This window comes from Plantactinospora endophytica (genome assembly GCF_016862915.1).
Classification (GTDB): Bacteria; Actinomycetota; Actinomycetes; order Mycobacteriales; family Micromonosporaceae; genus Plantactinospora; species Plantactinospora endophytica.
Genome location: NZ_BONW01000012.1, coordinates 80,833 through 93,889, shown reverse-complemented (window position 1 = coordinate 93,889; position 13,057 = coordinate 80,833). Strand labels below are relative to the sequence as shown.

Genomic DNA, 13,057 nt, shown 5'->3' with positions numbered 1-13,057 from the left:
TCGGGACCACCCCGCACCGCCAGCCAGCTCGCCGGCCGGCCCTCGACCCCCAAGGACCAGACCATGCAGCGCTTCGTCCAGGCGGTACCCGTACCCGCCGACCCGTACTCCAGCGACCGGCTGCTGCGGTCCTGGCTGGACCGCCGGCTCGGCCCGGACGGGCACGCCGCCGCGGCGGACCGGCTGACCGCGCTCGCCGCCGAGGTCACGGGGCCGCTGCGGGCCGCGCACGCCGACGCCGAGGCGCATCCGCCGACCCTGGTCCGGTACGGGCCGTGGGGGGCCAGGATCGACCGGATCGAGACCTCCGCCGGCTGGCAGGGGCAGCGGGCCGCCGCCGCCCGGCACGCCGTGGTCGCGCTGCCGTACCTGCCGGCGGCCCGGAGCACCTGGGGGGCGGCGGCCCGGGTCGTGCAGCACGCCCTGCTGCACCTGTACGGACCCGAGTCGGCCACCTTCTCCTGCCCGGTGGCGATGAGCGACGGCGCCGCCGCGCTGCTCGCCCGCCCCGAGGTGGATCCGGCGGTACGCGACACCTGGCTGCCCCGGCTCACCGCCACCGACCCGGCCCGGGCGGTCAGCAGCGGGCAGTGGATGACCGAGTCGCAGGGCGGCTCCGACCTGGCCCGGTCGACCACCACCGCCCGACGCGCCGACGACGGCTCGTGGCGGCTCACCGGCGAGAAGTGGTTCTGCTCGGCAGCCGACGCGGAGTTGGCCGTCGCACTGGCCAGGCCGGAGGGCGCCGGCCGGGGCAGCCGGGTGCTGGTGCCGTTCCTGGTCCCCCGCTACGCCGCCGACTCCCCGCTGGCCGACCCGGGTGCCGACCGGGACGCCCCGGCCCCGGGGATCACGGTGCACCGGCTCAAGGACAAGCTCGGCACCCGGGCACTGCCGACCGCCGAGATCGGACTGCGCGACGCGTACGCCTGGCCGCTCGGCGACCCGGACCAGCCGGGACTGAGCCGGGCGATGACCCTGGTCGTGGTGACCCGACTGCACAACGCGGCGGCAGCCGCCGGAGGTATGCGCCGAGGGCTCGCGTACGCGCGGGCGTACGCCGACAGCCGCGAGGTGGCCGGCGGTCGGCTGATCGGCTCGCCCCTGCACCGGGCCACCCTCGGTACCCTGGCGGTGGACGCGGCCGGGGCGTTCGTGCTGGCCGGACACGCGTTCGCGCTGCTCGGCCGGGTCGAGGTGGGCGCGGATCCGGCCGCCGCCGCCGAACTGCGGATCGTGGCGCCGCTGGCCAAGCTGGCCACCGGACGGCTCGCGGTCTCCTCCGCCAGCGAGTACGTGGAGAGCTTCGGCGGCGCCGGATACGTCGAGGACACCGGGATTCCCCGGCTGCTGCGGGACGCGCAGGTGCTGCCGATCTGGGAGGGCACCACCAACGTGCTTGCGCTGGACGTGCTGCGGGCCGTCGTCCGGGAGGAGGCCGGCGCACCGCTGCTGGAGCGGCTCGACGCCGCCACCGACACCGCCCGCCGGCTGCATCCCGCGCTGGCCGACGCGCTCGGCGACACGGCGGCGGAGCTACGGAACTCGGTCGCCGAGGTGACCGCCGAGCCGGAGTCGGTAGCACTGCTGGCCGGTGCGCGCGGGCTGGCGCTGCGGATGGCGTACGCGCTGGCCACCGCCCTGCTGGTCGAGCAGGCGGCCGGCGGCGACGAGACGGCGGAGGTGGCCGCCCGGCTCTGGGCGCGGCGCTGGCTGCGCGGCACGGACATCGCCGCCGACGCACACCACGAACTGGACGTGCTCTGCTGACCGACACCGGCCCGGCAAGAACGGGCGCCGTACCTGCCAGAAGGTGTCAGGTACGGCGGGCAGGCTGGCCGCATGGAAAAGATCGGCGACCTCATCATGGTCAACCTCGACAGCCCCGACCCCCGCGCGCACGCCGAGTTCTACTCCCGGGCGCTCGGCTGGGACGTCACCGCCAGCACCGACGAGTACGCGATGATCAGCGACGGGCACGCCTCGATCGGCTTCGGGCTGGTCGACGGCTACGCGCCGCCGTCCTGGCCGGACAGCTCCGGCAGCAAGCGCTACCACCTCGACCTCTACGTCGACGACCTGGACAAGGCCGAGGCGGCCTGCCGGAACGCCGGTGCCGCCCGACCCGACTTCCAGCCGGGCGGTGACCGCTGGCGGGTACTGACCGATCCGGCCGGTCAGCCGTTCTGCATCTGCCTGCGGGCCCAGGACTGAGCCGTCGGGCCACCCGGGCCGACGTGACCGGGTGGCCCGGTCAGCTCCGGCGGCGGGCCCGGGCCGCCCAGATCGCGTACGCCGGGTCCCGGTCCAGGTTGTGCCGGTCCCGGTCGTACCGTCGGGTGGTACGCGGGTCGGCGTGCCCCATCGCGTCCTGCACGTCCTCCAGCGGCACCCCCTCGGCCCGGGCCGAGGTGGCGAAGGCGTGCCGCAGCGAGTGCGGGGAGAGTCGTTCCCAGGCCGGGATGCCCGCCACCCGGGCCAACCGCCGGACCAGCCGGAACACCGCGTGCCGGTCCAGCCGGTTGCCGGTGGCGGTCACCAGCAGCGCACCGGTCAACTGCTCGACCGGCCGGCCCGCCACGATCGCGCGGGCGGCCAGGTAGGCGTCCACCGCGTACGCCGAACTCGGGGTCAACGCCCGACGGCGGGCCCGGCCGCCCTTGCCGACGAACCGCACGCTGCGGTGCCCCCGTTCCTGGCCCAGGTCGGCCAGGTCCAGTGCGACGAGTTCGCCGACCCGCAGCCCCAGGTCGGCGAGGAGGGCGAGGACCACCCGGTTGCGCAGCGCGTTCGGCCCGGTGTCCGCCTCGGCGGCGGCGAGCAGCGCGTCGACCTCCTCGGAGGTCAGGCCGACGGTGGCGGAGTGGTCGCGGTCGACTCGCGGCCGGTCGGCGCCGGAGACCGGATTGGTCGGTACCGCGCCGAGCTTGCCGAGGAACGTGAACCAGCTCGACAGCGCGGAGAGCTTCCGGGCCACCGTGGCCGGGGTCAGCGGGCGTCCGCTGCGCGGGTCGACGCTCGACTCCAGATCCCGCGCATACGTGTTGACGTGCAGAAACGTCGCGCCGAGCGGGTCGAGCCCACGGTCGGCGCACCAGGCGAGCCAGCCGGCGATGTCCCGCCGGTAGGCGGCCCGGGTGTGCTCGGACAACCGGCGGTTGCGCAGCCAGGCCTCGGTGAAGTCGGCCGGCGTGTACGTCGGCGCCGGCCGGGTCGCCGCCCGGCGAACCAGGGTGGATCGGGACACGCGAGAAAGTTTTTCAGACCACTCGCCCAAGACCCGCCAGACGCGCCCGACGATCTCCAACTCTCGGGTAATAACGGGATAATCTTGCTCGTGCGTGCCAGCCGACTCGTCTCCCTGCTCCTGCTGTTGCAGGCCCGGGGGCGGATGACGGCGCAGGAACTTTCCGCCGCGCTGGAGGTGTCGGTCCGGACGGTCTACCGGGACGTCGAGTCGCTCGGCGCCGCCGGCGTACCCGTCTACGCCGATCGCGGCCCGGCCGGCGGCTACCGGCTGCTCGACGGCTACCGGACCCGGTTGACCGGGCTGACCGCCGACGAGGCGGAGGCGCTGTTCCTGGCCGGTATGCCCGGCCCGGCCGCCGAACTCGGCCTCGGCACCGTGTTGGCCGGCGCCGAACTCAAGCTGCTCGCCGCGCTCCCGGCCGACCTCGGCGGCCGGGCCGCCCGGGCCCGCCACCGCTTCCACCTGGACGCCCCCGGCTGGTTCCGGCACGCCGAGCCGACCCCGCACCTGGCCGCGCTCGCCGACGCGGTGTGGCGGGAGCGCATGGTCGAGATCCGGTACCGCCGGTGGAAAACGCCCCGGGAGGTGACCCGGCGGCTCGCACCGCTGGGCGTGGTGCTCAAGGCGGGCCGGTGGTATCTGGTGGCCCAGCCCGGCGACGGCGAGCCCCGGGCGTACCGGATCGCCAGCGTGCTGGAGCTGACGGTACTTGCGGAGACGTTCACCCGCCCCGACGACTTCGACCTGGCCGCCTTCTGGGACGCCTGGACCCGCCGGTACGAGGAGAGCGTCTACCGGGCCACCGCGACCGTACGCCTGACCGAGGCGGCGTTGGAGCTGATGCCGTTCGTCTTCCCGCCCGCGATGGCCCGGATGGCGCGGGCGGCGGCGGGACCGGTCGACAACGCCGGCTGGCGTTACACGGCGGTGCCGATCGAGTCGGTCCGGCACGGGCACATCGAGCTGTTGAAGCTCGGCGCCGACGTCGAGGTGCTCGCCCCCGCCGCGCTGCGGGAGGCGTTCACCGCCACCGCGCGGGCGATGGCCGACCGGTACCAGATCACCCCGGACCGACCGGTGGCCCCGGACCGCTCCGCCGACTGAGCCGATCCGGCGCCCGTCCGTCCAAGAGTGTCGGAGCGTGGACGGGCGGGCGCCGGAACCGGGATGTGTCGCGGGTCAGGAGCGGATCTGGCGCGGGCCGCCGCCGGCCACGCTGATCTCGACCCGGCGCGGCTTGGCCCGCTCGGCCACCGGGATGCGCAGGGTCAGCACTCCGGCCTCGTAGCCGGCTTCGAGCTTCTCGGTGTCCAGTGTGTCGCCGAGCAGGAGCTGGCGGGTGAAGATCCCCATCGGCCGCTCGGCGGCGACGAGTTCCACCCCGTCGCCGGTCGGCCGACGCCGCTCGGCGCGGACGGTGAGCACGTTGCGTTCCACGGTGCACTCGATGCTCTCCGGGTCGACGCCCGGCAGGTCGAAGACCGCGTAGAAGTAGTCGCCGTCGCGGTAGGCGTCCAGATGCATCACCGCCGGTCGGCTGGTGGTGCCGAAGAACTGCTCGGCGATCCGGTCGATCTCACGGAACGGGTCGGTACGCATCAACATCGTCGATCCTCCTCGGGTCTCCTGCGCCGAAGGTTAAGTTGAGTCGAGGTGACTCAAGTCCTCTTATTTATTACCGCGCACGCCCCGCCGCCGTCAACTCCCACCGCCGTAGCCCCGACCGTCCGACGAAGCCGTTCCGCGAGGACGACGGTCAGCCGACGAGCCGCTTCTCGAACCAGTGGTCGGCGTACGGCGACGCCGAGAAGGCCGGCACCTCCCGGTAGCCGTGCCGGGCGTACAGCGCCCGGGCCTCCACCAGGTCGTGCCGGGTGTCAAGCCGCAACACCGTGACGCCGTGCGCCGCCGCAGCCTCCTCGACGGCGGCGAGCAGCCGGGCCCCACCACCGCGCCGTCGCGCCGCTGGCCGGACGAACACCCGGGTCACCTCGGCGTACGGCAGGGCGCCCAGCCGCAGCCCGACACAGCCGGCCGGCTCGCCGTCGTACCAGCCGACCAGGAACAGCCCGGTCGGCAGAGTCAGATCGTCGCTCGGCTCGTCCGCCAACACCTCGTCGACCTCGGCGTCCTCGGTCGGACGGCGATGGTACCGGCTGACGATCTCCGTGTAGTAGTCCCGCAGCAGTGCTTCCGCGACCGCACCGTGGACCGGCTCGGCACGGATCGTCCAGCCCCGGGTCAGGATGGTGTCCACCCGGTCAGTCTGGCCCTCGCGTCCAGCGGTTTTCCGGCGCCGGCCCGCGCCCCGCCGCAGGTCAAGGGAGCGCGTCGACCGGCTCGGGGGCGGGTTCCGGCTCGGGCCGGGTGGTGAACTGCCGACGCACCCCGGGCGCGGCGGCGGTGCCCAGGCAGGCCACCGCGACCGCCACGGCGGAGAACAGCAGCGGTACGGCGGGCGACCAGGCGTCGGCGGCGAGCGGGGCGAGCGCGTACCCGAGGGGCATCGCGGCGAGCGAGCACAGCCAGTCGTACGAGGTGACCCGGGCGAGCACGTGCGACGGGATCTCGGTCTGCACGACGGTCTGCCAGACCGGGTTGAGGAAACCGAGGGCGGCCAGCGCGATGCCGTACGACACCACCACCGTCCAGGCCGGTGCGGCCACCGCGAACAGGGTCAACGGCAGCGCGTACGTGGCCAGGCCGAGGTTCGCCACCAGGATCGGCCGGCGGAGCCGGGCCCGGCCGGCCAGCAGCGAGCCGACCAGCAGTCCGATGGCGCCCGCCTCGAGGACCAGTACCCAGACGCCCTCGCCGCCCAGTCTGTCGATCGCCACCGCCGGACCGAGGGTGACCAGCACCGCCGCCACGCCGTTCCAGACCGCGTGCGCCACGAGACTGGTCCAGTACCAGTCGCGTGAGCGCACCTCGGCCCAGCCCTCCCGCAGGTCGGCGAGGAGTGGGCGGCGCTGCACCGGTGTCCGGCGTACCCGGAGCACGGCCAGCAGGGCGGCACTGACCGCGAAGCTCACGCCGTCGAGCACGAACGCCCAGCCGGGGCCGGCCGCCCAGATCAACGCACCGGCCAGCGCCGGCCCGGCCAGGGCGGTGGCGCTACGGGCGGCGCCCAGTGCGGCGTTCGCTCGTTGCCGGCCGGGGCCGTCGACCACTCCGGCGACCAGCGGGGAACTGGTCGGCATCGAGAACGCCGAGGCCACCCCACCGACCGCCGAGGCGGCGGCGATCGACAGCAGGGTCGGGTCGCCGCCGAGCAGTTCGATGCCGACGAAGATCTGGACGGCGCAGCGGACCAGGTCGGTGCCGATCGCGACCAGCCGGGGGTCGAACCGGTCGGCGAGTACCCCACCGAGGGGTAACAGCAGTAGTTGCGGCACCATCGCGCAGCCGAGCACCAGGGCGAGCGCGGAGCTGGAGTCGGTGGCCCGCAGTACGGCCAGGGCGAGCGCGGCCGGCACGACGGCGTCGCCGAGCGCGGAGAGCGTACGGCCGACGAAGAGCAACTGGAAGGTGCGGAGCCGGAATGGGTGGGTCACGTCGGGCAGATTATTTCGACATCGAATCTTTCGTCAACGAATAATTCTGCTTCGACGTAGGATCGTGGCGTGGAACACCAGGGCGGCGTGGAGCAGCAGGACTGGACCGACGGGCACGTCGCCCGCTGGCTGCCCGTACTCCCCGAACTCGACCCGGACGTCGAGGGTGCGGTGACCCGGGCCAAGCTGCTGGCCAACCACCTGCGTCGGGTCCGGGAGAAGTCGCTTGTCGACTTCGACCTGCAACGACCCGAGTTCGACACCCTGCACGCGCTCGCCGGCCGGCACGGCCGCGCGGTGCCGTCGCAGCTCGCCGAAGACCTGAACCTGGCGCCGCCGTCGGTGACCGCCCGGATCGACACCCTGGTCGCCCGTGGTTTCGTCCGGCGCGCACCGTCGGCCGAGGATCGGCGGCGGGTCGACATCGAGCTGACCGCGCAGGGCCGGGCCGCCTGGCTCGGCGCGATGGACGTCCTCGGCCACGAGGAGTACAGGCTGCTCGGCGTGCTCTCCGCCGACGAGCGGCGCACCCTTTCCGAGCTGCTGCGCCGGGTCATGATCGCCGCCGAACGGCCCCCGACGCCCTGACCGGCCCCGCACCACCACCGCCGATCCTGAAGCTGGGTCGGACGGGTCCTCCCGGCGACGGTCGAGCCGAGGCCGCCGAGCCGAGTCCGGAACGCGAGGACTACCTGCGGACGCAGATCGCGCACCGATTAGGTTTCCGCGCCGCGCCCGTCTGTACGTGTTAGATCGACTCACGAGAGGCTGGCATGATGCGGAAACTGACCTTTGGTATGAATGTGACCCTGGACGGCTACATCGCCGCGCCCGGCGACGACCTCGGCTGGAGTGGGGGTGACGGACCGGATTCGTCGTCGAGCGACGAACTGTTCCAGTGGTGGTCCGACCGGGTGGCGGTGACGGGCCTGGCGCTGTATGGGCGCAAGCTGTGGGAGACGATGAGTTCCCACTGGCCGACCGCCGACCAGCAGCCCGGCGCCACACCGGCTGAGATCGAGTTCGCCCGCCGCTGGCGGGACATGCCGAAGATGGTGTTCTCCTCGACGATCGACAAGGTCGACTGGAACACCCGCCTGTTCAGCGGCGACCCGGTCACCGAGATCACCCGGCTCAAGGCAGAGGACGCCGCCCCGATGGACATCGTCGGCGCGACGCTCGCCGGGGCGGCCATGCGGGCCGGGCTGATCGACGAGTACGTGCTGGTCACCTACCCGGTCCTGGTGGGCGGCGGCACGCCGTTCTTCACCGCGCTGGACACCTGGGTGAACCTGAACCTCGTGGAGACGCGGACATTTCCCGGCGGCATCCTGCTGACCCGATACGCGACGAGGCGATGAGCACGGGCCAAATGCTCGGCTCGGATGGCCAGGTCGAATCCTGGCCGACGTGCTCACCCTGACCTTCGGCTGTGCGGGAACCTTCCCCGCGCCCTTCCTTGCGTTCTGAGCGAGCTGTTGACCGACTCGCTGTAGATGAGGACGACGGCGTCGTTGATCGTGACGATGTTCTTCGGGCATGACGCCGCCCCACCGGCAACGCTGGCGGGGCGGCGGTGTTCGCGTTGTCGCGTTGGTGTTCAGCTGGTCAGGGTGCTCATTCCGCGGTGACCTCGGTGACGCCGGCCCGTGGCGCCGGACTCGTCGACGATGGGGACCTGTCTGATCCCAGTGTCGAAGGTAGGTCCAGCCATGGTTTGTCGGTGGCGTCGAATCCGGTGAGCTCGGCGATCTTCCCGTCGACGATGTGCAGGACCGCGATTGCGAACAGCCGGTACTCCGGGTCGTCGGGGGTGCGGAGGTAAAGCGCGGCGGCGGGCATGCGGTTGACCGTCGTGGTGATACCGCGCCAGTCGTCGTGGCCGGGCTGGAAGAGCCCACCGGAGACCCAGCCGTCCACCGCGTCCTTGGCCGTGACGACCGAGGTGCCCGCCTCGGGCAGCATCACGAACCGCAGGTCGTCGCGGAGCAGGGCCGTCAGCCCGTCGAGGTCGTTGCGCTCATGGGCGTCGACATACAACTTCACCACGCCGCGCTCGTCGTTCGACAGCTCGTGAGTGGCGGGTCGCCGCCAGTCGAGGCGGCGGTCGGGCACCTGCTCGCGCATCGTCACACGGGCCCGCTGCAGTGCGCTGGTCACCGATGCGACGGTCAGCTCGAGGGCGTCGGCGGCCTTCGACGCCGGCCAGCCGAGGACGTCGCGCAGGATGAACACCGCCCGCTGCCGCGGCGGCAGGTGCTGGACGGCGACGATGAACGCCAGCTCGACCGTTTCCCGCGCCACGACCGATTCCTGCGGGTCCTCGGGGAGCATCCGGTCGGGGTACGGCTGCAGGTACAGCACCTCGGAGCCGACGTCCGCCAGCTCGGACGGTACGGGTGTGCGGTCGTTGCGCTTCTCCAGGAAGTCGAGGCAGGCGTTCGTCGCGATCCGGTACAGCCAGGTCCGCAGGGCCGCGTGGCCCTTGAACGACTCCCGCTTGTTCCACGCTCGCAGGAACGTCTCCTGCGTCATGTCCTGGGCGTCCTCGTAGTTCGCGAGCATCCGGTAGCAGTGCACCTGCAACTCACGCCGGTGACGCTCCGTGATTCGCGCGAACCGCGTCGTGTCGCCTGAGCGGACCGCTGCGATGAACGTGGCCTCGTCGGCGCTCGGCAGTCTGGCATCGGTCATCGTCAGCAATCCTTCCACCGGTGCGAGAAACTCACAGAACTGACGACCGGGCGGAGGATTTCGGTCATCGTCAGCAATCCTTCCACCGGTGCGAGAAACTCACAGAACTGACGACCGGGCGGAGGATTTCTGATCGGTGCAGCCGCTCACACCGGGCCGTTCGCCGGGCCGGACGGGTCGGGTCGATCCATCCGGGACGGGCACACCCTCGATGGCAAGCCGTGGCGCTGGTGGCGGAGGCGTCACGCCAGTGATCCGGTCAGAGTTCGAACAGGTCGCTCAGCGCCGCACCGATCCGGGCCATGCTCGCTCCGGTCGCCATCCCCACCCGCTCAACCGCCACCGCCGTCGGGATCCGGCGCAGCCGGTTCACCACCACGACCCCGGTCATCGGATCCGTCTCGGCCAGCGGCACCACGAACGGCGGCAGTTCGCTGCTGCCACGCTGCCGGACGATCGGCGCGCAGTACGGCGACGCGGCCGGCCGGTCGTTGTGTGCATCGCCGGACAGCACGATCACCCGGTGTTTGGCCTGCTGGGCGGGATCGCCGATGGTCCAGATCTCGCCCCGGTTCACGCGGCGCCGGCCAGGTCGGACCAGCCCGCGTCGACCTTGTCGGCGTACCGGTCGAAGGCGTCGAGTTCGTCCTGGACCTCCGGGTTGGCGGCGAGCCACGCCTCGTGCTGCTGAGCCGCGCAGCGCAGCGCCTCCTTGCGGGCCGCCCGGTCGATCCAGGCCGACAGCGACAGCCCGTCCTGCTTCGCCGCCGCACGGGCTCGGGCCAGCGTGTCCGGGTTCAGGCTCAGGGTGACCTTGTCCGCCATACCCGCGATGGTACGCCCGGTGGTATCGGCGGAGGTATTCACGTATGGCGTGTCAGGTCGGCAGCGCACCGTGTCGGGCACCGACCGACGCCACCCCGCAACGCACAGCCGCCTGTGCTCCGGCAACGAAACGGCACCGGTCAGCGGGCGGGCGCGACCAGACCCAGCTCGTACGCGATGATCACGAGCTGTACCCGGTCCCGGGCATCGAGCTTGGTCAGCAGCCGGGCCACGTGCGACTTCGTGGTCGCCACCGTGATGAACAGCTCGTCGGCGATCTCGCTGTTCGACCGGCCCAGCCCGATCAGGGTCAACACCTCCCGCTCCCGTTCGGTGATGCCGGCCACCGGACCGGCCGGCCGGGCGGGCGCCGGGCCGGACCCGACGAAACCGGCGATCAGTCGGCGGGTGACGCTCGGCGCGATAAGCGCGTCTCCGGCGGCCACCACCCGGATCGCCGCGAGGATGTCGTCCACGGCCATGTCCTTGACCAGGAAACCGCTCGCCCCGGCCCGCAGTGCCCCGTAGACGTGCGCGTCCTCGTCGAAGGTGGTCAGCACGAGTACCCGGACCGGCCCGCCGTCGGCCACGATCCGCCGGGTCGCCTCGATCCCATCCATGCCGGGCATCCTGATGTCCATCAGCACCACGTCCGGCCGGACGTCCCGGGCCAGTTGGACCGCCTCCGCGCCCGTCCCCGCCTCACCGACCACCGTCAGGTCGGAGGTCTCGGCAACGAGCACCCGCAGGCCGGACCGGACCAGCGGCTGGTCGTCGGCGAGCACCACCCGGACACTCATCGCGGCTCCGCGGAAACCGGCACGTTCTCCGGCAGCGGTAGCCGGACCGCCACCCGGAAACCTCCCTCGGCCACCGGTTCGGCGCGGAACTCGCCGTGCAGCAGAGCGACCCGTTCCCGCATCCCGGTGATCCCGAAGCCGGTGCCGGCGACCGGGCCGCCGCGCCCCTCGTCGACGATCTCCACGCACAGCTCCTCCTCCCGGTAGTCGACGACGACCCGGCAGTCCGCCGTACCGGCGTGCCGGACGACGTTGGTCACCGCCTCCTGCACGATCCGGTACGCGGACAGCTCGATGTCGGCGGGCAGCGGGCGCCGGTCCCCCCGCCAGCACAGCTCGACCCGCACCCCCGCCTCTGCCGTCACCGTGGCCAGCCGCTCCAGGTCGGCCAGCCCCGGCGCCGGATCCCGCGAACCCGGGTCGGACGGGTCCGGATGTTCCCGCGAACCCGAATCAGGCCGGTCCGCCTGGCGGAGCCCGCCGACCACCCGCCGCAGCCCGGCGAGGGTCTCCCGGCTGGTCGTCTCGATCGCCCGCAACGCGGCACCGGCCTCGGCCGGCCGGGACTGGATCACCCGGCTGCCCATCCCGGCCTGGATCGCGATGATGCCGATGCTGTGCGCCACCATGTCGTGCAGCTCACGGGCGATGCGCAGCCGCTCGGCGGTGACCGCCTGGGCGGTCGCCTGCGAGCGCAGCGCGTCGGCGTACTGCCGCCGGGACCGGACCGAGTTGCCGATCATCCAGGTGGCCAGCATCGCCAGGGTGGGGATCTCCGGCTGGAAGACCGGGTTGGCGTCGCCCGGGTTGAGGTAGCCGACGAGGATCTCGAGGCAGAGCGTCAACACGGCCACCGGCACCGAGAGCCGGCGCGACCGGGTCGCCGCGACGTACCCGACGGTCAGGTTGATCGCCAGCAGCTCCAGGTAGCGCAGGTCGCTCGGATGGCCGGTGAACGGCGAATGGACCGTCACCGTCATGGTCGCCGCCGCGAGGAGAATCAGCGTCAGAGTCACCAGCGGGACCCGCCGAAGCAGGACGGCGGGCAGTGCCATCGTCAGGACCGGTAGCGCGTAGCGGGGGATCGTCTGGACGGCGTTGTGGTATCGAGGGTCGTCGCCTGCGAGGAACGCCACGGTAACGACCAGTACGACGGGAAACGCGGCGATCGCGCACCAGACCAGGGCCGATCGCGCCACCGGAGGAAGGCGGTGCCGCAGCGGCGGCCGGAGCGGGTACGAGCTGGCGTCCACGCCGCGAGACTAGCCACCGACCCGCGGAGCCGGCATCCGTCCACGGACGTAAGCCCGTGGACGGGGTCGCCGGTTCGGACCAGGCCAGGACGGCACTGCGCCGGGCACTCCCGTCACCGGTGGATCGGGTCCGCCCGCTCCCCCTCGGTCGTGTGCGTCCCGGCGGCCCGCAGACCCAGGCCGGTCAGCACGGCGGCGATCCAGCCCGCCAGGTTCCACACCGTTACGGCGGTGAACCCCGGGCCGGCGGACAGCCAACTGCCGGCGACCACGCCGAAGCCCGCGACCGCCACGGCGGCGGCCCTCGGCGCCGGCAGCGTACGGAGCGCGGAACCGGTCAGCACGGCCAGCGCCAGAGCGGTGACCGGACCGGGCTCCTGGGGCAGGTCGGCGAGCCCGGCCAGCCCGACCGCCAGCCCGGCGACGACCAGGGCGGTGAAGACCGGCCAGCTCCGTCGCCGGGCGCGCGACAGGGCCAGCACGGTCACCACCACCCCGACCGCGCAGCCGAACACCCAGTACGCGCCGCCCCAACTCGTCGCCAACAGGTACGCCGTGCCGGCCGACCCTGCGGCGGACAGCACGCCGAGCCCGACGTCGACCAGTACCCTGCCCGGCCCCGCCGGGTGTTCCGTGTGATCCATGCCCGGAAGGCTAGGAACGGTGCGACCCGCCCCGAAC

At 72.7% G+C, this 13,057-nt stretch carries 15 protein-coding genes; 5 read left to right on the top strand and 10 right to left on the bottom strand.

All coding sequences use genetic code 11. The features are described 5' to 3' along the window. Positions 1-63: 63 nt before the first annotated feature. Together Pen02_RS12570 and Pen02_RS12565 are read left to right on the top strand one after the other, a co-directional pair. Positions 64-1,770, top strand: a complete 1,707-nt coding sequence (locus Pen02_RS12570; protein ID WP_203866159.1) for an acyl-CoA dehydrogenase family protein — start codon at positions 64-66, stop codon at positions 1,768-1,770. Between the two features lie 72 nt (positions 1,771-1,842). Beyond that, positions 1,843-2,214, top strand: a complete 372-nt coding sequence (locus tag Pen02_RS12565; protein ID WP_239140545.1) for a VOC family protein — start codon at positions 1,843-1,845, stop codon at positions 2,212-2,214. A 40-nt stretch (positions 2,215-2,254) separates the two neighbouring features. On the opposite strand, the gene Pen02_RS12560 is transcribed toward Pen02_RS12565, so the two are convergent. Then, positions 2,255-3,247 carry a tyrosine-type recombinase/integrase gene (locus Pen02_RS12560; protein WP_203866158.1) on the bottom strand — a complete coding sequence of 331 codons (993 nt, stop codon included), beginning with the start codon at positions 3,245-3,247 and terminating at the stop codon, positions 2,255-2,257. 90 nt (positions 3,248-3,337) lie between these two features. On the opposite strand from Pen02_RS12560, the gene Pen02_RS12555 reads away from it, so the two are divergent. Next, entirely contained in the window at positions 3,338-4,354 is a 1,017-nt protein-coding gene (locus Pen02_RS12555) for a helix-turn-helix transcriptional regulator (protein WP_203866157.1), read from the top strand. Between the two features lie 75 nt (positions 4,355-4,429). Here the strand turns inward: Pen02_RS12555 and Pen02_RS12550 are convergent, their stop codons facing one another. The 3 genes from Pen02_RS12550 to Pen02_RS12540 form a co-directional block, all read right to left on the bottom strand. Beyond that, positions 4,430-4,855: an Hsp20/alpha crystallin family protein gene (locus Pen02_RS12550; protein WP_203866156.1), complete on the bottom strand. Its 426-nt coding sequence runs from the start codon at positions 4,853-4,855 to the stop codon at positions 4,430-4,432. Between the two features lie 151 nt (positions 4,856-5,006). Next, entirely contained in the window at positions 5,007-5,507 is a 501-nt protein-coding gene (locus Pen02_RS12545; protein WP_239140543.1) for a GNAT family N-acetyltransferase, read from the bottom strand. 61 nt (positions 5,508-5,568) lie between these two features. After that, positions 5,569-6,804 carry an MFS transporter gene (locus tag Pen02_RS12540; RefSeq protein WP_203866155.1) on the bottom strand — a complete coding sequence of 412 codons (1,236 nt, stop codon included), beginning with the start codon at positions 6,802-6,804 and terminating at the stop codon, positions 5,569-5,571. Positions 6,805-6,873: 69 nt separating this feature from the next. On the opposite strand from Pen02_RS12540, the gene Pen02_RS12535 reads away from it, so the two are divergent. After that, a complete protein-coding gene (locus Pen02_RS12535; RefSeq protein WP_203866154.1) occupies positions 6,874-7,392 on the top strand; it encodes a MarR family winged helix-turn-helix transcriptional regulator in 519 nt (172 codons plus the stop codon). Positions 7,393-7,577: 185 nt separating this feature from the next. Next, the gene (locus Pen02_RS12530) at positions 7,578-8,165 is read left to right on the top strand and encodes a dihydrofolate reductase family protein (RefSeq protein WP_307837712.1); all 588 of its coding nucleotides are present in this window, start codon (positions 7,578-7,580) and stop codon (positions 8,163-8,165) included. 256 nt (positions 8,166-8,421) lie between these two features. Here the strand turns inward: Pen02_RS12530 and Pen02_RS12525 are convergent, their stop codons facing one another. From Pen02_RS12525 to Pen02_RS12500, 6 genes are all read right to left on the bottom strand, one after another. Beyond that, complete coding sequence (locus Pen02_RS12525; RefSeq protein ID WP_239140539.1) at positions 8,422-9,516, bottom strand: RNA polymerase subunit sigma-70; 1,095 nt, start codon at positions 9,514-9,516, stop codon at positions 8,422-8,424. 241 nt (positions 9,517-9,757) lie between these two features. Continuing rightward, a complete protein-coding gene (locus Pen02_RS12520) occupies positions 9,758-10,075 on the bottom strand; it encodes a type II toxin-antitoxin system PemK/MazF family toxin (protein WP_203866153.1) in 318 nt (105 codons plus the stop codon). Then, positions 10,072-10,323 carry a hypothetical protein gene (locus Pen02_RS12515; protein ID WP_203866152.1) on the bottom strand — a complete coding sequence of 84 codons (252 nt, stop codon included), beginning with the start codon at positions 10,321-10,323 and terminating at the stop codon, positions 10,072-10,074. The genes Pen02_RS12520 and Pen02_RS12515 overlap by 4 nt, the downstream gene beginning before the upstream one ends. A 140-nt stretch (positions 10,324-10,463) precedes the next feature. Further along, complete coding sequence (locus tag Pen02_RS12510) at positions 10,464-11,123, bottom strand: response regulator (protein WP_203866151.1); 660 nt, start codon at positions 11,121-11,123, stop codon at positions 10,464-10,466. Next, positions 11,120-12,376, bottom strand: coding sequence for a sensor histidine kinase (locus Pen02_RS12505; RefSeq protein WP_203866150.1), 1,257 nt, complete (start codon positions 12,374-12,376; stop codon positions 11,120-11,122). The genes Pen02_RS12510 and Pen02_RS12505 overlap by 4 nt, the downstream gene beginning before the upstream one ends. 113 nt (positions 12,377-12,489) lie before the next feature. Then, a complete protein-coding gene (locus tag Pen02_RS12500) occupies positions 12,490-13,020 on the bottom strand; it encodes a hypothetical protein (RefSeq protein ID WP_203866149.1) in 531 nt (176 codons plus the stop codon). Positions 13,021-13,057: the final 37 nt, after the last annotated feature.

Bases quoted from the DNA above. Each gene is read 5' to 3' on its own strand.
- Pen02_RS12510 (WP_203866151.1), bottom strand. From the start codon at position 11,123: ATGAGTGTCCGGGTGGTGCTCGCCGACGACCAGCCGCTGGTCCGGTCC.
- Pen02_RS12570 (WP_203866159.1), top strand. From the start codon at position 64: ATGCAGCGCTTCGTCCAGGCGGTACCCGTACCCGCCGACCCGTACTCC.
- Pen02_RS12500 (WP_203866149.1), bottom strand. From the start codon at position 13,020: ATGGATCACACGGAACACCCGGCGGGGCCGGGCAGGGTACTGGTCGAC.
- Pen02_RS12515 (WP_203866152.1), bottom strand. From the start codon at position 10,323: ATGGCGGACAAGGTCACCCTGAGCCTGAACCCGGACACGCTGGCCCGA.
- Pen02_RS12550 (WP_203866156.1), bottom strand. From the start codon at position 4,855: ATGTTGATGCGTACCGACCCGTTCCGTGAGATCGACCGGATCGCCGAG.
- Pen02_RS12565 (WP_239140545.1), top strand. From the start codon at position 1,843: ATGGAAAAGATCGGCGACCTCATCATGGTCAACCTCGACAGCCCCGAC.
- Pen02_RS12530 (WP_307837712.1), top strand. From the start codon at position 7,578: ATGATGCGGAAACTGACCTTTGGTATGAATGTGACCCTGGACGGCTAC.